This window comes from Cupriavidus sp. HE11, assembly GCF_056097175.1.
On sequence record NZ_CP184464.1, the window covers coordinates 1,211,778 to 1,231,580 of the forward strand.

Here is a 19,803-nt window from a genome sequence, read left to right on the forward strand (position 1 = left end):
GGCTTACTTGAGGTATCGGGCGTCATAGATCGCCGTCACATCGGGCACCTGGCGGATCACGCCGATGTCCTTGAGCACATCGGCCGCTTCCTTGCTGAAGCTTGCCAGCTCGCCCGAGAAGAATTTCTGGTTGGCCGCCTTGTCCTGCCAGCGCAGGTAGGCCGACGACTTGGCGAACTGCTCGCCGGTCTGCTTGACCGCCGCGCCCATGATCTCGTTGGACTTCTCCGGCTCCTTGCGGATCATCTCCAGCGCCTCGAAGTAGCTGTCGACCAGTGCCTGGGCGGCCTTGGGATTGTCCTTGAGCCATTTCGGCGCGCAGCCCAGGGTATCGGTCACCATCGGGTAGTCGAGCGTGGTGGCCAGGATCTTGCCCTTGTCCGGATTGGCGCGCACCGTCGACAGGTACGGCTCGTAAGTCATGGCGCCATCGTTCTGGCCCGCCACGAACGCCTGCGCGGCCGCCTGCGGCGACAGCGTGGTCAGCCTGACGTCCTTGAGCGTCATGCCGTTCTTCTTCAGCATCCAGGCCAGGCCAAAGTACGGCGCGGTGCCCGGGGCGTCCACGCCGATGGTCTTGCCCTTGAGATCGGCAAACGACTTCACGTCGCCGCGCACGGCCAGGCCGTCGGCGCCGTACGACTTGTCGAGCTGCACGATCTGAGTGATGGGCACGCCGTTGGCATTCCAGGCCACATGGGTTTCCACGGTGGTCGCAGCGCACTGGATAGCCCCCGAGGCCAGCGCCAGGTGGCGGTCCTTCTGCGGAATCATCTTGATATCCACATCCACGCCATGCTTCTTGAAGATGCCTGCCTTGTCGGCCAGCGTCAGCGGCGCAAAACCGGTCCAGCCGCTCATGCCCAGGGTCACTGGCGTGTTCTCGGCGTGGGCGGGCGCGGCCAGGGCCGCGACGGCAAGGGTGGACGCAACTGCGGCAAAACGGAACGGCAGGGGCAGCTTCATGCTGTCGGCTCCATCAGTCGTGGGGTGAACGCAATCTATCAACGCTGTATATACAAGTCAAACCCGGGGTTTACCTGAGTCATCTGGCAAATGCGCCTTGCGGAATCCGAATCGTGGCGCGCAATCCCGGTGCACGGGTGTATTGCGGCGCACCGAAGGCAACCATGGGAATCAGGGGCTGCACCGCGCAGGCACCATTCTTGTATAGACAGGCTGGAACGGCGCAATGCCACGCAATCGCCATGCCTGCCGACAATGGCGCCGGCGGGCATGGCTCAGCGAAATTCAGCGATCGAGCCTATCGATCGAAGAAGGAAGTGACGGTGGGATAACGCAAACGCAGGCGCAGTTCGCGCTTGAGCCGGCGGTTGTCGAGCCGGCGCGATTCGCTCATGAAGCTCAGGAGCGTGGGGTCGATGGTGTCGCGCGCCTGCTGGCGGGTGATGCGCGGCGGGCGCGGCAGGCCCTTGCGGTCTGCCACGAGGTCGAAGTAATCGGCCATGCGCAGTTCGGTGTCGTCGCTGGCATGCACCACCCGCTGCGGCCGGCCACGCCAGAGCGCGGCGATCATGGCCCGCGCCAGGTCGTCGGCATGGATGTGGCTGGTGTAGACGTCGTCCTGGGGCGCCAGCGCCGGCGTGCCCTTGTGCAGGCGCGCCACGGGCAGCCGGTCTTCGGCATAGATGCCGGGGATGCGGACGATGCCGGTGCGCCAGCCGGCGTCGCGGCCAAAGGCGCGCACCGCCGCTTCCGCCGCCACGCGCCGCCGGGCCCGTGCCGTCTGCGGACGCACCGCATGAAATTCCTGCACGCGGGCCCCGCCCCGATCACCGTAGACGCCCGTGGTGCTGGCATAGATGAAGGCCCCGGCGGCACGGTGGCGCGTGGACGCCTCAAACGCACGGTGCCAGCTCCGCTCGGGTAGAATGGCGGCCTCGCTGACACCGGGCCGCAGCGCGCGCGCGCTGCGCCAGCTGGTGCGCCGTAGCGCACCCAGCAACGCTTTCGTGCGTGGATCGCCATCGCCCTGTCCGGGCGGCGGCGCCAGGTCGATGACCCGGTCGGCCAGTCGCGACAGACGTGCCAGCGTGGCCGGCTGATCAAGATTGGCCACCAGCGGAATCGCGCCGGCTTCGCGCAGTTCCGCTTGGCGCGATGGTTGCGACGTTACGGCGAACACGCGCATGCGCGTGGCAAGCACGCGCAGGATGCGGGTGCCAACATCGCCGCAGCCAACGATCAGCAGGCGCGGACGGCCCAGCCGCCGACGCCGAACGCCCCGTGGGGAAGACAACGCCGCTTGCGGCGACAGAATTTGGTTCATAGACCCGATTATGGCTTATCAAGTTACCGTCATGCCGAGTGGCCACAAGTTCGAAGTGGCTGCCGACGAAACCATCCTGGGCGCCGCGCTGCGCCATAGCATCGGCCTGCCGTACGGCTGCAAGAACGGCGCCTGCGGGTCGTGCAAGGGCCGTGTGGTCGAAGGCACGATCAACCAGGGCGACCACGCCGCGTCGGCCCTGACGGCCCAGGAAAAGACCGAGGGCCGCGCGCTGTTCTGCTGCGCCAACGCCACCTCGGACATCACCATCGAATGCCGCGAGGTGCATGGCGCCGGCGACATCCCCATCAAGAAGATCCCGTGCCGCGTCGCCACCATGGAGCGCCTGGCAGATGACGTGATCTCGGTCAGGCTGCAACTGCCCGCCACCGAGCGCATGCAGTTCCTGGCCGGCCAGTACGTGGAATTCCTGCTGCGCGACGGCAAGCGCCGCAGCTATTCGATCGCCACGCCGCCGCACGAGGAAGGCCCGATCGAACTGCATATCCGCCATATGCCCGGCGGCGCGTTCACCGACTACGTGTTCGGCGCGAAGGAAGGCATGCCGGCCATGAAGGAACGCGACATCCTGCGCTTCGAGGGCCCGCTGGGCAGCTTCTTCCTGCGCGAGGATTCGGACAAGCCGATCATCCTGCTGGCCTCGGGCACTGGCTTCGCACCGATCAAGGCCATCGTCGAGCACGCCGCCTACACCGGCATCACGCGCCCGATGACGCTGTACTGGGGCGGCCGCCGTCCGGCCGACCTGTACATGCACGCGCTGTGCGAGCAGTGGGCACGCGACCTGCCGAACTTCAAGTACGTGCCCGTGGTGTCCGACGCCCGCGCCGAAGACAACTGGCCGGGCCGTGCCGGCTTTGTCCACCAGGCCGTGATGGCCGACCATCCGGACCTGTCGGGCCACGAGGTCTACGCCTGCGGCGCGCCGGTCATGGTCAACGCCGCGCGCACCGATTTCTCGGCCCAGTGCCGCCTGCACGAGGACGCGTTCTTCGCCGATTCGTTCACGTCCGAGGCCGATCTGCACGCGGCCGGCGCCGCCTGACCGGCCCCGCTGCCGTTCCGTCGACACAACAATGCCACCCGGGTCTGCCAAATTTCGCTTTGACACCCGGGCGCATGCGTCTTATATTGGCCGCCATGAACACCGCCATGATCCGACGCCGCGCACGTACGTTGCTCCCCTCCGGGGTGCCGCGCGGCTGACCGTAGACAGCGTTTGTTCAGGTCAACAAGCCACGGGCAGCCCCCGTGGCTTTTTGCTTTTCTCCGTCCCTCTTTTCATGCCGATCCCAGGAGTCCGCCATGGCATTTGCTGAGTTTCCCGTCCAATCGCTGATGTACATCACCAACCGCCCCGAACTGGTCTTCACCGAAGGCAAGGGTTCGTGGCTGACGGACCATAACGGCAAGCGCTATCTGGATTTCGTGCAGGGCTGGGCAGTCAACGCGCTGGGCCACTCGAACGAAGGCATGATCCAGGCGCTGGAACAGCAGGCGCGCAAGCTGCTGAACCCGAGCCCGGCCTTCTACAACGAGCCGATGCTCAAGCTGGCGCAGCAACTGACCGACAACAGCTGCTTCGACAAGGTGTTCTTCGCCAACAGCGGCGCCGAAGCCAACGAAGGCGCGATCAAGCTGGCGCGCAAATGGGGCCGCAAGCACAAGAACGGCGCGTTCGAGATCATCACGATGGACCACAGCTTCCATGGCCGCACGCTGGCGACCATGAGCGCATCGGGCAAGGCCGGCTGGGACACCATCTTCGCACCGCAGGTGCCGGGCTTCCCGAAGGCCGACCTGAACGACCTGGCATCGGTGGAAAAGCTGATCACCGACAAGACCGTCGGCATAATGCTGGAACCGGTGCAGGGCGAAGGCGGCGTGATCCCCGCCAGCCGCGAATTCATGCAGGGCCTGCGTGCGCTGGCCGACAAGCACAAGCTGCTGCTGATCGTGGATGAAGTGCAGACCGGCTGCGGCCGCTGCGGCACGCTGTTCGCGTACGAGCTGTCGGGCGTGGAGCCGGACATCATGACGCTGGGCAAGGGCATTGGCGGCGGCGTACCGCTGTCGGCGCTGCTGTGCAAGGCCGACGTGGCGAGCTTCGAGGCCGGCGACCAGGGCGGCACGTATAACGGCAACCCGCTGATGACGGCCGTGGGCAGCTCGGTGATCTCGCAGCTGACCGCCCCGGGCTTCATGGACGACGTGAAGGCCAAGGGCGAATACCTGCGCGAGCAGCTGCTGGCGCTGTCGGCCGAGTTCGGCCTGGGCGGCGAACGCGGCGAAGGCCTGCTGCGCGCGCTGGTACTGGGCAAGGACATCGGCCCGCAGATCGTGGAAGAAGCGCGCGAGATGAACCCGACCGGCCTGCTGCTGAACGCCCCGCGCCCGAACCTGCTGCGTTTCATGCCGGCCCTGAACGTGACGCGCGAGGAAATCGACCAGATGATCGGCATGCTGCGCGAACTGCTGAAGAAGCTGGCCTGAGTTCTTCAAGTCTCGACGCCTCAATGAAAAACGCCTCGCAACCGCGAGGCGTTTTTTTGTGTACCCGGTGTTCGCTCCCCTCTCCCACCCAGTGGGAGAGGATCGACAACCGTTGGTACCTTACTCCCCCAGATACGCTGCCCGCACCTTCGGATCGTCCAGCATCTGCCTGGCGTCGCCGCTCATCGTGATGAGGCCCGACTCCATCACGTAGCCGCGGTGGGCTGCCTGCAGCGCCAGGCGCGCGTTCTGCTCCACCAGCAGCACGGTCACGCCCTGCCCCGACACGGTACGCACCACCTCGAAGATCTTCTCGACCATGATCGGCGACAGACCCATCGACGGCTCGTCCAGCAGCAGCAGCTTGGGCTGGCTCATCAGCGCACGCGCCATCGCCAGCATCTGCTGCTCGCCGCCCGACATCGTGCCGGCCAGCTGGTTGGCACGCTCCTTCAGGCGCGGGAACGTTTCGAACATGCGGTCGATGTCGGCCTTGATGCCGGCCTCGTCGTTGCGCGTGTACGCACCCATCTGCAGGTTCTCGGTGATCGTCATGCGCGCGAACACGCCGCGGCCTTCCGGCACCATCGCCAGGCCCTGCTTGAGCAGCTTGTAGCTGGGCACGCCCTTGATGGACTTGCCCATGTACTCCACGTCGCCGCCAGCCCAGCCCTGCAGGCCGGTGATGGCCTTCATGGTCGTGGTCTTGCCGGCGCCGTTGGCACCGATCAGCGTCACGAGTTCGCCGTCCTGGATCTCCAGATCGACACCCTTGACGGCCTGGATGCCGCCATAGGCCACCTTCAGGCCTGCAATCTTCAGAATCGTTTGTGGCATTGCTTCTCTCCCGCCTTAGTGCGCCGACGCGCCGAGGTAGGCCTCGATCACGGCAGGATTGCTCTGGACTTCATGCGGCAGGCCCTGCGCGATGACCTTGCCGTAGTCCAGCACGGTCAGGCGGTTGCACAGGCCCATCACCAGTTTCACGTCGTGCTCGATCAGCAGGATGGTCTTGCCATCGTTCTTGATCTTTTCCAGCAGGCCGCGCAGTTCCACCTTCTCGGTGGCGTTCATGCCGGCCGCCGGTTCGTCCAGCGCCAGCAGCTTGGGCTCGGTCGCCAGCGCGCGGGCGATCTCCAGACGGCGCTGGTGACCGTACGACAGGTTCTTCGACGTGAAATTGGCGTACTTGCCAATGCCGACGTAGTCCAGCAGGTCGTGCGCCATGTCCTCGATGGCCTCTTCCTCCCGGCGCACCGAAGGCGGGCGGAACACGGCGCCGAACAGGCCGGCCTTGGTCCGCACGTGGCGGCCCACCATCACGTTCTCCAGCGCGGTCATGTCGCCGAACAGGCGAATGTTCTGGAACGTCCGCGCGATGCCGGTCTTGGCTACCTCATGCACGGCGGTCGGCTGGTACGGCTTGCCGCCCAGCACGAATTCGCCCGAATCGGGCGTATACAGGCCCGTGATCACGTTGAAGAACGTGGTCTTGCCGGCACCGTTCGGGCCGATCAGGCCATAGATCTCGCCGGGCTTGATCTGCAGCCCCACCTCGGACAGCGCCTGCAGGCCGCCGAAACGCTTGTTGACTCCCTGCACGGACAGGAGGAATTCGGAATTGCTCATGTTGTCCTCCTGTTCAGAAACGACCGACACTGCCGGCGCGACGCGCCACCGGGCGGTCTTCCTTGCGCGGCGATGGCCACAGGCCTGCCGGGCGATACAGCATCACCCCCACCAGGGCCAGGCCGAACAGCAGCTGCCGCAGCACTTCGGCATCGACGATGATCTGGCCGAACAGGGTGGTCTGGATCGGCCCGGCCACGGCGCGCAGCAACTCCTGGAAGCCAACCAGCAGGATGCCGCCCAGGATCACGCCCGGGATATGGCCCATGCCGCCCAGCACCACGATGGCCAGCACGTAGATCGATTCCCACAGCGTGAACGATTCCGGCGAGACAAAGCCCTGGAACGCGCCGAACACGGCACCCGAGGCGCCGCCGAACGACGCGCCCATGGCAAAGGCCAGCAGCTTCATGTTGCGGGTGTTGATGCCCATGGCCTTGGCAGCGATCTCGTCTTCACGGATGGCAACCCAGGCACGGCCGATACGCGAGTTCTGCAGGCGCAGGCAGATGAACACGATCACGATCACCAACGCGACCAGCAGGTAGTAGTACATGAACACCGGCGTGAACTTGAACCCGAAGATCTCGTGCGATTTCGAGAAGTCGAAGCCGAAGATATGCACCGGGTCGACCGCGGTGATGCCCTTGGGGCCGTTGGTGATGTTCACCGGACGGTCCAGGTTGTTCATGAAGATCCGGATGATCTCGCCGAAACCCAGGGTCACGATGGCCAGGTAGTCGCCGCGCAGCTTCAGCGTCGGCGCCCCCAGCAGCACACCGAAGGTGGCCGCGATCAGCACCGCGCATGGCAGCACGAGCCACATCGTCAGATGCAGGCCGTTCGGGAACAGCTGGTGGATCCACTCGAACTGGTTGGCAAGGTGCGGCGAACCGAGCAGTGCCATGCTGTAGGCGCCCACCGCGTAGAACGCGATATAGCCCAGGTCAAGCAGGCCGGCAAAGCCCACCACGATGTTCAGGCCCAGCGCCAGCATGATGTAGAGCAGCGCGAAGTCCAGCACGCGCACCCAGTAGTTGCCGCCGAAGATCTGGACGAAGAACGGCGCGCACAGCGCCACGACCAGGAAGGCCACCAGGGCCGCCAGGGTCTTGGCCGGGACACGCGACGGTGCCGCCACGGCCGTGGATGGAATCGGAGTATTCATGGATTCTCTCCCCTCAGGCGCGGTCTGCGACACGTTCGCCCATGATGCCGGACGGACGGAACACGAGCACGATGATCAGCACGATGAAGGCAAACACGTCCTGGTAGTTCGAACCGAACACGCCATTGGTGAGGTCGCCGATGTAGCCGGCGCCCAGCGCCTCGATCAGCCCCAGCAGCATGCCACCCACCATGGCACCCGCCAGGTTCCCGATGCCGCCCAGCACGGCGGCGGTGAACGCCTTCAGGCCGGGGATGAAGCCCATGTAGAAGTGGGCGTTGCCGTAGTTGGTGGCCATCATCACGCCAGCCAGCGCCGCCAGCGTGGCGCCGATCATGAACGTGGCCGAAATCACGAAGTTGGGGTTCACGCCCATCAGGCCCGCCACCTTCTGGTTCTCGGCGGTGGCGCGCATGGCGCGGCCGAGCTTGGTGCGGTTCACCAGGGCCAGCAGGCCCGCCATGACCATCACGGCCAGGCCGATGATGACCATTTCCTTGCCGGTGATGGTGGCGCCGGTGGAGCCGATGTCGATCGGTTCCGAGGGCAGCAGTTGCGGGAACGTGAGCGGGTTGCGCGACCAGATCAGCATCCCCATGGTCTGGAGGATGATCGAGACACCGATCGCGGTAATCAGCGGGGCCAGGCGCGGCGCATTGCGCAACGGCCGGTAAGCCACGCGTTCAATCGTATAGGCAAGCACTGCACAGACGGGCATGGCGATCAGCGTGGCGATCACCAGCGTCAGCCATTCGGGCAGGCCGGGGGCAAATTTCTGCAACCCCATGATTGCCGACAAAGCGGTCAGCGCGCCAATCATCAGGACGTCGCCGTGAGCGAAGTTGATGATGCCCAGAATGCCGTAGACCATGGTGTAGCCCAGTGCGATCAGCGCATAGATGCTGCCGAGCACCAGACCGTTCACGATCTGCTGGATAAAGATATCCATGAAAACTCCTGCTTCAGCCCCGCTCCGGCCGGCATGGTGTGGATGCCGCGGATGGGACGGTAATGTTGGATAGGTCGGGTAGGTTGGTAATCAGTTTTGCTGGTGTGCTGCCCGCCCTGTTCCACCCATGGTAAGGATGCTCATAACACGTTGGCGAGACTAAAAAGAACGGCACCGCAATGTACTCACGGTGCCGTTCGTCTGGGACGGTAAGCCCCGGATTACATCTTCACGACGTCGAGGACGGACTTCTTCTTGTCCTTGTACTCATACAGCGTGATGGTGCCTTCCTTCATGTCGCCCTTCTCGTCGAAGGCGATGTTGCCGATCACGCCCTTGTAGTTCGTCTTGGGCATTTCGGCCAGGATGGCAGCCGGTTCGGTCGAGTTGGCGCGCTTCATCGCGTCCACGATCACCATGACGGCGTCATAGGTGAACGGTGCGTAGATCTGCACCGGCGAGTTGAAACGAGCCTGGTAGCGCTTCTCGAAATCGGCGCCGGTTTCCATCTTCGACAGGGCCAGGCCGGCTTCCGAGCAGATGATGTTGCTTACTGCGTCGCCCGCCAGTTCGGCCACCTTGTCGGTACAGACGCCGTCGCCGCCAACGATCTTGGACGTGATGCCCAGTTCCTTGGCCTGCTTGGCGAACGGGCCGCCGGTGGCGTCCATGCCGCCGTACATGATCACGTCAGGCTTCTTGCCCTTGATCTTGGTCAGAATGGCCTTGAAGTCGGTGGCCTTGTCGTTGGTGGCTTCACGTGCCACCACGTTCACGCCTGCCGCCTTGGCGGTCTTCTCGAACTCGTCGGCCAGGCCCTTGCCGTAGGCGGTGGCGTCGTCGACGATCGCCACGCTCTTGGCGTGCAGGCTCTTGGCGGCGTAGTTGGCCAGTGCCGGACCCTGCTGGGCATCGGTAGCCACCACACGGTAAGTGGTCTTGAAGCCTTGCTTCGTGTAGTCGGGGTTGGTCGACGACGGCGAGATCTGCGTGATGCCGGCGTCGCTGTAGATCTTCGAGGCCGGGATCGACACACCCGAGTTCAGGTGACCGACCACGGCCACCACGTGTGCGTCCACCAGCTTCTGGGCCACGGCGGTGCCGGTCTTCGGATCGGCGGCGTCGTCTTCGCCCACCAGTTCCAGCTTGATCTTCTTGCCGCCGATCTCCAGACCGGTCTTGTTCACTTCCTCGACGGCCAGGCGGGCGCCGTTTTCGTTGTCCTTGCCAAGGTGGGCAATGCCGCCCGTCAGCGGCGCGGCGTGGCCGATCTTGACGACGGTTTCACCACCACCGGCTGCGGCGGGGGCCGCGGCGGCCGCCGGTGCAGATGCTGCCGCATCGGCCGGCTTTTCTTCCTTCTTGCCACATGCAGCGACCAGCGCCACAGCGGCCGCGATCGGCAGAATCTTGGCAAACGTGAATTGCATGAGTGATCTCCTAGGATTCACAAAAACAGGGAAATACTACGCCTCCCGGACGTATTCCCTGGACCGCCTTTGTTTAGTTTCAATTTGAAACGCGCGCATTGTATCCCCTTTCTTTGCGGATGCAATACGCGACGCAACAACCTGAACCATTTACCCGCCATTTGAGCTAGGGAATTTCCCCAATGCACAGATTGGGGCAATCTCCGCCCATTTGGCAGACCCGTCTCCTTCCCTTTCAAGAATCATGCCTGCAGCGCCTGAGGCGCCGCACAGGCCACGAAACAAGCCGTCCCGGCGCCACCTATAATGCCCCGGTATTAATTAGGCATTTCATTCGAATTAACAGCCGCTTGCTCTAATGTGCAGAATGTAGCGCCGCACCATAATAGGGAAAACCCCATTCCCCGGGATTACCCTGATATTGTCTGGGTGTGCGGACAGGTACCACGGGATAATCGCGCCAAATAAGGCTTTGCACGATGAAAGCCGTTTTGCAATGTATTGAAGAAGATACTGACGCGCGCACCAGTGCAGTGCAGCAGGGTGGGCGACCGCGAGGCAGCGCCAGCGGCCGGGCGCCATGTGGAGGAGGTGCCCCAAAAGCAAACGCCGCTGGCGGCAGGCCAGCGGCGTTCGGAAATTCAGGGAGCAGGCAGGGTCGTCAGGACTAGACCGACACGCTCGCCAGGCCGCGCGGCAGCGGGAACGACATGTTCTCTTCCACGCCTTCCAGCGCACGCACGCTCCTGACGCCAAACGTGCGCAGGCGTTCGACGATGGCCTGCGCCAGCGCCTCGGGCGCCGACGCACCGGCGGTCAGGCCGATACGGCGCTTGCCGGCTACCCATTCGGGCTTGAGCTGCTCGGGGTCATCCACCATGTAGGCCGGCACGCCCAGGCGATCCGCCAGTTCGCGCAGGCGGTTCGAGTTCGAGCTGTTCGGGCTGCCCACCACGATCACCACCTCCACCTGGGGCACCATGAACTTCACGGCGTCCTGGCGGTTCTGCGTGGCATAGCAGATGTCCTGCTTCTTGGGCTCGCGGATCTGCGGGAAGCGCGACTTGAGCGCGGACACGATCTCGGCCGTCTCGTCCACCGACAGCGTGGTCTGCGTGACATAGGCCAGTTGCGCCGGATTGCTCACCACCAGGCGGTTGACGTCGTCGACCGACTCCACCAGCAGCATGCCCTGCTCGGACTGACCCATCGTGCCTTCCACCTCGGGGTGACCCTTGTGGCCGATCATGATGATCTCGCAGCCTTCGGCGCGCATCTTGCCCACTTCCACGTGGACCTTGGTCACCAGCGGGCAGGTGGCATCGAACACGGTCAGGCCGCGGCGCGTGGCATCGGCACGCACTTCCTTCGACACGCCGTGCGCACTGAAGATGACGGTCGAACCGGCTGGCACTTCCTCCAGTTCGTCGATGAAGATCGCGCCCTTCTTGCGCAGGTCGGCCACCACATAGGCGTTGTGCACGATCTCGTGACGCACGTAGATCGGCGCGCCAAACCGCGACAGCGCGCGTTCGACGATTTCGATGGCGCGGTCCACGCCGGCGCAGAAGCCGCGCGGCTGCGCCATCAGGATTTCGGCGTCGGCAGAGGTAGTGAGTTCGGTCATGCTGCGTTCCATCGCCACGGCGGACATCAGAGAATTCCGATCAGCTGGACGTCGAACAAGATCGTCTGTCCGGCCAGCGGGTGGTTGAAATCGAAGAGCGCCGCGGTTGCGCCGTATTCCTTCAGCACGCCGGCGTACTTGCCGCCGCCAGGCGCATTGAATTCGACGAGATCGCCGGGCGTGTATTCCTCTTCGAACGAGCTGTTCTCGCGCAGCGTGGCCAGCGAGACCCACTGCAGCAGTTCAGGATTGCGCGGTCCGAACGCGTGTTCGGCTTCCAGGCGGTACGTGGTGCGGTCGCCCTCGGGCATGCCCAGCAGGGCCTGCTCCAGCGTGGGGGCGAGCTGACCCTGGCCCAGCAGCAGCGTGGCGGGCTTTTCCTCGAACGTGCTCACCACTTCGGTGCCATTCTCGAGGGCGATACTGTAATGAAGCGTCAGGAAGGAATCGGCCTGGACGGTCTTGCGGGCGGACGCGCCACCAGCGGCGGGTTGCGCCGAAGAAGTTTGCAAAGTCATGGGAGTCAACCGGTCAACAGCCGCCATTGTATGCGACTGGGACATCCGCCGCCGGGTCCGGCCGCGCCCGCGCGTCGGAAATCCACTAAGTCTGCCCGCCATCACCGGACTGGACACGCCGCCCTGCCCCCATTACAGTGTGGCCCGCACCGCGTTTGTGCGCGGTGCATCCAAAGCAGGACCGGTTTCCATACGTCACGCCACGTGACGCAGGCGGCACGGCGCAACAGCCCACTTCCGAATCTGTCGGAAGGCATTGATTCGTCGCCCGATTCCGGTCTATAATGCTCGTTTCGCTGAAGTACCAATCCGCTGCAGTCCGGGCCCGCGCGCCTTTTGTTGATCTGTTGCGAACATTGTCCACGAATAAGATTTAGGAGTGCTTCATGGCACGCGTCTGTCAAGTGACCGGGAAAGCGCCGATGGTCGGCAACAACGTTTCCCACGCAAACAACAAGACCAAGCGCCGTTTTCTGCCCAATCTGCAGAACCGCCGCTTCTTCGTTGAATCGGAAAACCGCTGGGTGAGCCTGCGCGTCTCGAACGCCGGTCTGCGCCTGATCGACAAGAAAGGCATCGACGCCGTGCTCGTAGACCTGCGCGCACGCGGCGAAGTCTAATAAGGAGTAAATCATGGCCAGCAAAGGCGGACGCGACAAGATCAAGCTGGAATCGACCGCAGGTACGGGTCATTTCTACACGACCACCAAGAACAAGCGCACCATGCCGGAAAAGATGGAGATCTCGAAGTTCGATCCCATCGCCCGCAAGCACGTGCCTTACAAGGAAACCAAGATCAAGTAATTGATCCGTGGTCTTCAGCCGAAAGCCCCGCCCTCGCGGGGCTTTTTGCTTTGGGGCATCCGATTGCAAGGGCTTGCGCGCTGCCGGCGTTGTGGCGTCAACCTCGCCACTCCCCCGCCAACCCTTGTCAGACAAGGGAAAGATGTCAGTTTCGTGGCAAGCCGGTGTAGACTTGCCAGCTTTCCCCATCACGCTTTCGCCCCAGAAGCGATCCCCCTGCACCATGAACTTCGATGTCGCGATTGTCGGCAGCGGTCTGGCCGGCCTTACCGTCGCGCTGCAACTGGCCGACACCCACCGGGTTGTCATCCTTAGCAAGCGTGCCATGACAACGGGGGCCAGCGACTGGGCACAGGGCGGCATTGCGGCGGTGCTCGATTCCGGTGACAGCCACGACGAGCACACGCAGGACACGCTCGTCGCCGGTGCGGGACTCTGCGACGAGGAAGCCACGCGCTTCATCGTGGAACATGGGCGCGAGGCCATCCAGTGGCTGATCGATCGCGGCGTGCCGTTCACGCGCGACGACCAGGCCGAGCTGGGCTTCCACCTGACGCGCGAGGGTGGCCATAGCCGCCGCCGGATCATCCACGCGGCCGACGCCACGGGCCACGCCGTGGTCACCACGCTGGCCGAGCAGGCGCGCAAGCATCCGAACATCACGATCCTGGAAGACCAGTTCGCGATTGACCTGATCACGTCGGCCAAGCTGGGACTGCCGGGCAACCGCTGCTACGGCCTCTATGTGCTCGACGTGGCCACCGACGAGGTGCGCACCATCACGGCCACGCACACGGTGCTGGCCGCCGGCGGCGCGGGCAAGGTTTATCTCTACACGACCAACCCCGACACGGCCACCGGCGACGGCATCGCCATGGCCTGGCGCGCGGGCTGCCGCGTGGCGAACATGGAATTCATCCAGTTCCACCCGACCTGCCTCTATCACCCGTACGCCAAGTCGTTCCTGATCTCCGAAGCCGTGCGGGGCGAAGGCGGCCTGCTGAAGCTGCCCGACGGCACGCGTTTCATGCCCGAGCACGACGAGCGCGCCGAACTGGCGCCGCGCGACGTGGTGGCCCGCGCCATCGACTTCGAAATGAAAAAACGCGGCCTGGATTGCGTCTATCTCGATATCACGCACCAGCCCGAGTCGTTCCTGAAAGAGCACTTTCCCACCATCCACGCGCGTTGCCTGGAGCTGGGCATTGACATCGCCCACGAACCGATTCCGGTGGTGCCCGCCGCGCACTACACCTGTGGTGGCGTGGTCACGGACACGGCGGGCCGCACCGATATCGGCAACCTGTACGCGGTCGGCGAGACGGGCTGCACGGGCCTGCATGGCGCCAACCGGCTGGCATCGAATTCGCTGCTCGAATGCATGGTGATCGGCCAGGCCGCCGCCTCGGACATCGCCACGCACGGCAAGTCCGGCGCGCCCGATATCTCGCTGCCGGCCTGGGACGAAAGCCGGGTCTCGGACGCGGATGAGGAAGTGGTGGTGTCGCACAACTGGGACGAGCTGCGCCGGATGATGTGGAACTACGTGGGCATCGTGCGCACCGACAAGCGCCTGGAGCGCGCGCAGCACCGCATCGGCCTGCTGCGCGAGGAGATTGCCGAGTACTACGCGAACTTCCGCGTCACGCGCGACCTGCTGGAACTGCGTAACCTGGTGGAAGTGGCGTCGCTGATCGTGGACGGCGCGTACTCGCGCCACGAGAGCCGCGGGCTGCACTACAGCCGCGACTACCCGGAAACCCTGCCGAAGGCGCTGCCCACGGTGTTGCAGCCCGAGACGGGCCGGGCGGCCCGCCACCGTCAGCACAGGAGCTGACGTCCGGGCCGGGGCTTAGCCGATGATGCGCAGCGAGTAGTCGGTCGCGCGCACGTCCTTGGTGAGCGCACCCACCGAGATGCGGTCGACGCCGGTTTCGGCAAACCTGCGGATCGTCTCGTAGTTCACGCCACCGGAAACCTCCAGCAACGCGCGGTCGTGGTTCAGCGCCACGGCTTCGCGCATCATCTCCAGCGTGAAGTTGTCGATCAGCACCGATTTCGCGCCAGCGGCCAGCGCTTCTTCGAGTTCGGCAATCGACTCCACCTCGATCTGGATCGATGCCTCGGTACGCAGCGCCAGCGCGGCCTCCATCGCCGCCGTGATACTGCCTGCGGCCGCGATGTGGTTTTCCTTGATCAGGATGCCGTCGTACAGCGCCAGGCGCTGGTTCTCGCCACCACCAATCTTCACCGCGTACTTCTGCGCCAGCCGCAGGCCGGGCAGCGTCTTGCGTGTATCGAGCACGCGTGCGCGCGTATCGGCGATCAGATCGGCATAGCGACGCGTGGCCGTCGCCACGCCTGACAGCATCTGCAGGAAATTCAGCGACGGACGCTCGGCGGTCAGCAGCGCGCGGGCCGGCCCCGTGATCTCGCACACCACGTCATCGGGCGCCATGGGCGCGCCCTCTTCCTTGAGCCACGTCACCTGCAGGCGCTCGTCCACGGCCTTCATGCAGGCCTCGAACCACGGGCGTCCGCACAGCACGGCCGCTTCGCGCACGATCACACGCGCATGCACCGGCTTGTCGGCCGGCACCAGCAGGCCCGTCAGGTCGCCGGTGCCCACGTCCTCGGCAATGGCGGCCCGCACATTGGCTTCCAGCGCAGACTTGAGCGCCGCGCCGTAACTATCGAATACCGGATTCACGCTCATGCCGGGCCCACTCCCTGGAACAGCGCCGCTTCTTTGGCGAGATCGGCAACGGGACGCACATTGGCCTTCTGCTGCGCGGCGAAATCGAGCATGCGGTTGATGCAGGTGACGGCACGCTTGCCGATATCGGCATCGACGTGGATCTCATTGCGGCCGGTCTCTAGCACTTCAGCCAGATTGGTCAGCGCATTCATCGCCATCCACGGGCAGTGCGCGCAACTCTTGCAGGTGGCGCTGTTGCCTGCGGTCGGGGCCTCGATAAACATCTTGCCCGGCGCGGCCATGCGCATCTTGTGCAGGATGCCGTTGTCGGTTGCCACGATGAATTCGTTGGCATCGAGCTGCTGGGCCGCGGCAATCAGCTGGCTCGTGGAGCCCACCACATCGGCCTGCGCCACCACGTTGGCGGGCGACTCCGGATGGACCAGGATCTTGGCCTTCGGGTGCTCGCGGCGCAGCAGATCGAGCTCGATGCCCTTGAACTCGTCATGCACCAGGCACGAGCCCTGCCACAGCAGCATGTCGGCGCCCGTCTGCTGCTGGATGTAGCTGCCCAGGTGCTTGTCCGGTGCCCACAGGATCTTTTCGCCGCGTGCGTGCAGATGCTCGACGATCTTCAGGCCGATGCTCGACGTCACCATCCAGTCGGCACGCGCCTTCACGGCGGCACTGGTGTTGGCGTAGACCACCACGGTGCGATCCGGATGCGCGTCGCAGAAAGCGGCAAAGTCGTCGGCCGGGCAGCCCAGATCCAGCGAGCACGTGGCGTCGAGATCCGGCATCAGGATGGTCTTTTCGGGGCTCAGGATCTTGGCCGTCTCGCCCATGAAGCGCACGCCGGCCACGACCAGAGTCTGGGCCTCGTGATCGCGGCCGAAGCGGGCCATCTCCAGGGAATCGGACACGCAGCCGCCGGTTTCCTCGGCCAGGTCCTGCAAGTCGGCGTCGACGTAATAGTGCGCCACGAGCACCGCATTGCGCTCCTTGAGCAGCTTGCGGATCCGGTCCTTGAGCGCGCTGCGCTCGTCCGGCGTCAGCGTCGGGGGCACCTTGGCCCAGGCGTGGGCCACGCAGCTGCCGCCGGTGGCGTTGTCGGCATCCGCCAGGTTCGGCTTTTCGAACTCGACGGTCTTGATCGATTGTGGGGTCATTTGTGCAGTACTCCTCGGGGCACCCGTCGGCCGCCGCGCTCGAACGCGCGATCTATGCCGCAAACATGGGGGAGTGTAGCCAAAAGAAAAGCCCCGCCTGGGGCGGGGCTTTTAGCCATGACGGGCGCGTCGGCGATTGTATCAGGCGTACCGGCGCAGGCGCAGCGAAAACTCCTGCAGTGCCTGGATGCCGCTGGCTTCGGCGCGATGGCACCATGCCTGCAGCTGGGCCAGCAGTTGCTCGCGCGTCATGTTCGAGCGGCCCCAGATCACGGCCAGCTCGCGACGCATTTCCACGTAGGTGTGCAGCATCTTGTTCTGCTCGGTGATGCTTGCCAGTTGCTGGCGCTGCGGCGCGCCCAGCTTCACTTCCTCGCGGTGGAACCACTTGCGGGCCGGCTTGTAGCTCTTGTACTCGGGCGAATTGCCTTCCTTGTGCTTGCGCAGTTCGGCCTTGTACGCGCTTTTCAGCGCCTTGGCGTAGCGGGCCATCACGTCGTAGCGGTTGGCGATGATCGCTTCCAGCGTGTTGTGATCCACCGGACGCGCTTCCACCAGTCGAGCCTTGGGCGGGGTCTTCTTGACCTTCGCCAGGCCAACCGACTGCATCGCGCGGATATACCACCAGCCCACGTCGATCTCGTACCACTTGATCGAGAACTTGGCCGACGTCGGGTACGTGTGGTGGTTGTTGTGCAGCTCTTCGCCACCAATGATGAAGCCCCACGGCGACACGTTGGTCGATGCGTCCTCGCAATCGTAGTTGCGATAACCCCACCAGTGGCCCAGACCGTTGATGATGCCGGCGGCGTGAATCGGGATCCACAGCATCTGCACGGCCCACACGCTCATGCCGACCAGGCCGAACAGCGCCAGGTCGATGATCAGCATCAGGCCCACACCCTGCCAGCCAAAGCGCGAATACACATTGCGCTCGACCCAGTCATCGGGCGTGCCGTGGCCGAACTTGGCGATGGTTTCCTTGTTCTTGGCCTCGGCGCGATACAGCTCGGCGCCTTCCAGCAGCACCTTGCGGATGCCGCGGGTCTGCGGGCTGTGCGGATCGTCCTCGGTTTCGCACTTGGCGTGGTGCTTGCGGTGGATGGCGGTCCATTCCTTGGTCACCATGCCCGTGGTCATCCAGAGCCAGAAGCGGAAGAAATGCTGGGCGACCGGATGCAGGTCCAGCGACCGATGCGCCATGCAGCGGTGCAGGAAGATGGTGACACCGGCGATCGTGATGTGCGTCACCACGAGCGTGTAGATCACGATCTCCCACCAGGTCCAGTTGGCGAGGCCGTTGGCGGCCCAGTCAAGAATTGTGTCGAACAAACTATGTTCTCCGTCGTAAAACGAGTGTTTGCAGCGCGGCACCACCGTGCGGCGCACCTGTCGCGCAGAAAAAAGACTGCAAATTTATCGATTGCGATAGCTTTCTGGCGCGGGCTGCATCCCTGAGGGGAGCCTGGCCGAGGCACGAACCGCTGCAATCTGGCGGTTGTCTGGTGTGGGGCTGCGGGGCATCCGTATACCCGCGACAACCCGGTATTCTACCGGATCGGCGCGAGAGGGACATCCGCTTTTTCCCCGACTTTGATACTGCCCACCGGCTTTCGTTCCGCAGGTGATGCGCGAGGAACTCAGTCTACGTTGACCGCTGCGGCGGGCAAGGCACCCGGGGACGGGTTCAGCACCCGCAGCTCGCGCTGCGGATATGGGATCGACACGCCATGTTGCTGGAAAGTTCGCCAGATGGCACGGTTCATCGCCGATTGCACACCAAGCTTGCCGTTCTGCGGATCGGCGATGTAGACGGCGGCTTCGTACTCGATGCCGCTGTCGGCAAACGCCACAAGGAAGGCGGCCGGGGCCGGCGTTGCCAGCACACGTGGAATATCGCGCACACACTCCTGCAGGAGCGCGATCACCGTTTCGGGGTCCGAGTTGTAGTCGGCCTGCACCCGCACCGCCACGCGCACATTGGTGCCCGAAAACGAATGGTTCTGCACCGACTGCGCCACCAGCTGCTCGTTCGGCAGCAGCGTCTCGCCGTCGCCATTGCGCAGCACCGTGTAGCGCGTACGGATCTGCGACACGATCCCGGTGTATTTGTCCACTGTGATCTGGTCGCCGAGCGTGATCGAGCGGTCCAGCAGGATGATGAAACCCGAGATGTAGTTGCTGGCGATCTTCTGCAGACCCAGCCCCAGACCCACGCCTAGCGCGCCGCCAAACACCGACAGCACGGTCAGGTCGATCCCCACCAGCGACAGGCTCACCAGCAGCGACACCAGCAACAGCAGCGCCTTGGCAATCCGCGTCAACACCACCTTGAGATTGGCGTCCAGCGTCTGGGCGCGCATCAGGCGGTCTTCGAGCCACGAGCCGAACCACATCGCCACCAGCACCGTCAGCAGGATCCAGACCACGCCCAGCAGCGCATCGGCAATGCTGATCGGGTGCTTGCCGCCCACCGAGAACCGTACGGCCTCCATCCAGTGCACCACATCGGGCAGCAGTCCCACCACGTACAGCGCCATGCCGATCCACACCAGCGTGGTCAGCACCTTTTCCACCAGCACCAGCATGCCGTGGAGCTGGCCGTTGGCGGACATCACCCGGCGCAGGATGTAGAACGCGAAATACAGGGCCGTGATGCCGAACAGCGGCACCAGCGCCAGCCGCAGCACGCTGATCGATGCAAACGGCGCCAGCGCATAGCGGGCCACCAGCACGAGCAGCCATGCGAACAGCGGGAACATGGCGCGCTCAAGGCTGACTGCCGCCAGGCGCAGCGCGAAACTCGACGTCTCATGCCGGGCTTCGAGTCGCTTGACCACATTGCGCGCCAGCGGCCAAGCCACCAGCAGGCAGGCGGCCAGGATGCCGACTTGCCAGAAGAACCCCTGCCCGCCCGCATCGTGGATCAGGTCGTCGAGCATCTTGCCCATGACCGAGTGCGAGCGGGTCAGCGCCGCGAGCGTATCGGGGTTCATCGTGCTGCCTT

At 64.4% G+C, this 19,803-nt stretch carries 18 protein-coding genes; 5 read left to right on the forward strand and 13 right to left on the reverse strand.

Features of this window, described 5'->3' with window-relative positions; all coding sequences use genetic code 11:
* Positions 1–3 precede the first annotated feature (3 nt).
* Together ACOABP_RS05640 and ACOABP_RS05645 are read right to left on the reverse strand one after the other, a co-directional pair.
* Positions 4–966, reverse strand: a complete 963-nt coding sequence (locus ACOABP_RS05640) for an ABC transporter substrate-binding protein (RefSeq protein ID WP_066732047.1) — start codon at positions 964–966, stop codon at positions 4–6.
* A 298-nt stretch (positions 967–1,264) separates the two neighbouring features.
* A complete protein-coding gene (locus tag ACOABP_RS05645; RefSeq protein WP_474227332.1) occupies positions 1,265–2,290 on the reverse strand; it encodes an NAD-dependent epimerase/dehydratase family protein in 1,026 nt (341 codons plus the stop codon).
* Between the two features lie 10 nt (positions 2,291–2,300).
* Here ACOABP_RS05645 and ACOABP_RS05650 point away from each other — a divergent pair, with 10 nt between their 5' ends.
* Both ACOABP_RS05650 and ACOABP_RS05655 read left to right on the forward strand, forming a co-directional pair.
* Positions 2,301–3,356, forward strand: a complete 1,056-nt coding sequence (locus ACOABP_RS05650; protein ID WP_474227333.1) for a CDP-6-deoxy-delta-3,4-glucoseen reductase — start codon at positions 2,301–2,303, stop codon at positions 3,354–3,356.
* 260 nt (positions 3,357–3,616) lie between these two features.
* The gene (locus ACOABP_RS05655) at positions 3,617–4,804 is read left to right on the forward strand and encodes an acetylornithine transaminase (protein WP_066732053.1); all 1,188 of its coding nucleotides are present in this window, start codon (positions 3,617–3,619) and stop codon (positions 4,802–4,804) included.
* 120 nt (positions 4,805–4,924) lie between these two features.
* On the opposite strand, the gene ACOABP_RS05660 is transcribed toward ACOABP_RS05655, so the two are convergent.
* From ACOABP_RS05660 to ACOABP_RS05690, 7 genes are all read right to left on the reverse strand, one after another.
* The gene (locus ACOABP_RS05660) at positions 4,925–5,641 is read right to left on the reverse strand and encodes an ABC transporter ATP-binding protein (protein WP_066732055.1); all 717 of its coding nucleotides are present in this window, start codon (positions 5,639–5,641) and stop codon (positions 4,925–4,927) included.
* 15 nt (positions 5,642–5,656) lie between these two features.
* A complete protein-coding gene (locus ACOABP_RS05665; protein WP_474227334.1) occupies positions 5,657–6,433 on the reverse strand; it encodes an ABC transporter ATP-binding protein in 777 nt (258 codons plus the stop codon).
* Positions 6,434–6,446: 13 nt separating this feature from the next.
* Positions 6,447–7,601, reverse strand: coding sequence for an ABC transporter permease subunit (locus ACOABP_RS05670; protein WP_474227335.1), 1,155 nt, complete (start codon positions 7,599–7,601; stop codon positions 6,447–6,449).
* Positions 7,602–7,614: 13 nt separating this feature from the next.
* Positions 7,615–8,550 (reverse strand): branched-chain amino acid ABC transporter permease, encoded by a 936-nt coding sequence (locus ACOABP_RS05675; protein WP_066732058.1) that lies wholly within the window; start codon positions 8,548–8,550, stop codon positions 7,615–7,617.
* Positions 8,551–8,771: 221 nt separating this feature from the next.
* Complete coding sequence (locus ACOABP_RS05680; protein WP_066732059.1) at positions 8,772–9,980, reverse strand: branched-chain amino acid ABC transporter substrate-binding protein; 1,209 nt, start codon at positions 9,978–9,980, stop codon at positions 8,772–8,774.
* Between the two features lie 667 nt (positions 9,981–10,647).
* Complete coding sequence (gene ispH / locus ACOABP_RS05685; RefSeq protein ID WP_066732060.1) at positions 10,648–11,634, reverse strand: 4-hydroxy-3-methylbut-2-enyl diphosphate reductase; 987 nt, start codon at positions 11,632–11,634, stop codon at positions 10,648–10,650.
* Positions 11,634–12,125 (reverse strand): FKBP-type peptidyl-prolyl cis-trans isomerase, encoded by a 492-nt coding sequence (locus ACOABP_RS05690; protein ID WP_066732062.1) that lies wholly within the window; start codon positions 12,123–12,125, stop codon positions 11,634–11,636. The genes ispH and ACOABP_RS05690 overlap by 1 nt, the downstream gene beginning before the upstream one ends.
* A gap of 386 nt (positions 12,126–12,511) precedes the next feature.
* On the opposite strand from ACOABP_RS05690, the gene rpmB reads away from it, so the two are divergent.
* The 3 genes from rpmB (at position 12,512) to nadB (ending at position 14,766) form a co-directional block, all read left to right on the forward strand.
* Positions 12,512–12,745 (forward strand): 50S ribosomal protein L28, encoded by a 234-nt coding sequence (gene rpmB / locus ACOABP_RS05695; protein WP_101680788.1) that lies wholly within the window; start codon positions 12,512–12,514, stop codon positions 12,743–12,745.
* Between the two features lie 13 nt (positions 12,746–12,758).
* Positions 12,759–12,929: a 50S ribosomal protein L33 gene (gene rpmG / locus ACOABP_RS05700; RefSeq protein WP_029051226.1), complete on the forward strand. Its 171-nt coding sequence runs from the start codon at positions 12,759–12,761 to the stop codon at positions 12,927–12,929.
* A 223-nt stretch (positions 12,930–13,152) separates the two neighbouring features.
* A complete protein-coding gene (gene nadB, locus ACOABP_RS05705) occupies positions 13,153–14,766 on the forward strand; it encodes an L-aspartate oxidase (RefSeq protein ID WP_474227336.1) in 1,614 nt (537 codons plus the stop codon).
* A 15-nt stretch (positions 14,767–14,781) separates the two neighbouring features.
* Here nadB and nadC read toward each other — a convergent pair whose 3' ends face one another.
* The 4 genes from nadC to ACOABP_RS05725 all read right to left on the reverse strand — a co-directional run bounded on the left by nadC (position 14,782) and on the right by ACOABP_RS05725 (position 19,792).
* Positions 14,782–15,645 carry a carboxylating nicotinate-nucleotide diphosphorylase gene (gene nadC / locus ACOABP_RS05710; RefSeq protein WP_474227337.1) on the reverse strand — a complete coding sequence of 288 codons (864 nt, stop codon included), beginning with the start codon at positions 15,643–15,645 and terminating at the stop codon, positions 14,782–14,784.
* Complete coding sequence (nadA, locus tag ACOABP_RS05715; RefSeq protein ID WP_474227338.1) at positions 15,642–16,796, reverse strand: quinolinate synthase NadA; 1,155 nt, start codon at positions 16,794–16,796, stop codon at positions 15,642–15,644. The genes nadC and nadA overlap by 4 nt, the downstream gene beginning before the upstream one ends.
* 141 nt (positions 16,797–16,937) lie before the next feature.
* Positions 16,938–18,128, reverse strand: coding sequence for a DesA family fatty acid desaturase (locus ACOABP_RS05720; RefSeq protein ID WP_474227339.1), 1,191 nt, complete (start codon positions 18,126–18,128; stop codon positions 16,938–16,940).
* A gap of 308 nt (positions 18,129–18,436) precedes the next feature.
* Positions 18,437–19,792 carry a mechanosensitive ion channel family protein gene (locus tag ACOABP_RS05725; RefSeq protein WP_474227340.1) on the reverse strand — a complete coding sequence of 452 codons (1,356 nt, stop codon included), beginning with the start codon at positions 19,790–19,792 and terminating at the stop codon, positions 18,437–18,439.
* Positions 19,793–19,803: the final 11 nt, after the last annotated feature.

Coding starts and splice junctions, on each gene's coding strand:
- ACOABP_RS05640 (WP_066732047.1), bottom strand. CDS start 966: ATGAAGCTGCCCCTGCCGTTCCGTTTTGCCGCAGTTGCGTCCACCCTT.
- ACOABP_RS05645 (WP_474227332.1), bottom strand. CDS start 2,290: ATGAACCAAATTCTGTCGCCGCAAGCGGCGTTGTCTTCCCCACGGGGC.
- ACOABP_RS05650 (WP_474227333.1), top strand. CDS start 2,301: ATGGCTTATCAAGTTACCGTCATGCCGAGTGGCCACAAGTTCGAAGTG.
- ACOABP_RS05655 (WP_066732053.1), top strand. CDS start 3,617: ATGGCATTTGCTGAGTTTCCCGTCCAATCGCTGATGTACATCACCAAC.
- ACOABP_RS05660 (WP_066732055.1), bottom strand. CDS start 5,641: ATGCCACAAACGATTCTGAAGATTGCAGGCCTGAAGGTGGCCTATGGC.
- ACOABP_RS05665 (WP_474227334.1), bottom strand. CDS start 6,433: ATGAGCAATTCCGAATTCCTCCTGTCCGTGCAGGGAGTCAACAAGCGT.
- ACOABP_RS05670 (WP_474227335.1), bottom strand. CDS start 7,601: ATGAATACTCCGATTCCATCCACGGCCGTGGCGGCACCGTCGCGTGTC.
- ACOABP_RS05675 (WP_066732058.1), bottom strand. CDS start 8,550: ATGGATATCTTTATCCAGCAGATCGTGAACGGTCTGGTGCTCGGCAGC.
- ACOABP_RS05680 (WP_066732059.1), bottom strand. CDS start 9,980: ATGCAATTCACGTTTGCCAAGATTCTGCCGATCGCGGCCGCTGTGGCG.
- ispH (WP_066732060.1), bottom strand. CDS start 11,634: ATGTCCGCCGTGGCGATGGAACGCAGCATGACCGAACTCACTACCTCT.
- ACOABP_RS05690 (WP_066732062.1), bottom strand. CDS start 12,125: ATGACTTTGCAAACTTCTTCGGCGCAACCCGCCGCTGGTGGCGCGTCC.
- rpmB (WP_101680788.1), top strand. CDS start 12,512: ATGGCACGCGTCTGTCAAGTGACCGGGAAAGCGCCGATGGTCGGCAAC.
- rpmG (WP_029051226.1), top strand. CDS start 12,759: ATGGCCAGCAAAGGCGGACGCGACAAGATCAAGCTGGAATCGACCGCA.
- nadB (WP_474227336.1), top strand. CDS start 13,153: ATGAACTTCGATGTCGCGATTGTCGGCAGCGGTCTGGCCGGCCTTACC.
- nadC (WP_474227337.1), bottom strand. CDS start 15,645: ATGAGCGTGAATCCGGTATTCGATAGTTACGGCGCGGCGCTCAAGTCT.
- nadA (WP_474227338.1), bottom strand. CDS start 16,796: ATGACCCCACAATCGATCAAGACCGTCGAGTTCGAAAAGCCGAACCTG.
- ACOABP_RS05725 (WP_474227340.1), bottom strand. CDS start 19,792: ATGAACCCCGATACGCTCGCGGCGCTGACCCGCTCGCACTCGGTCATG.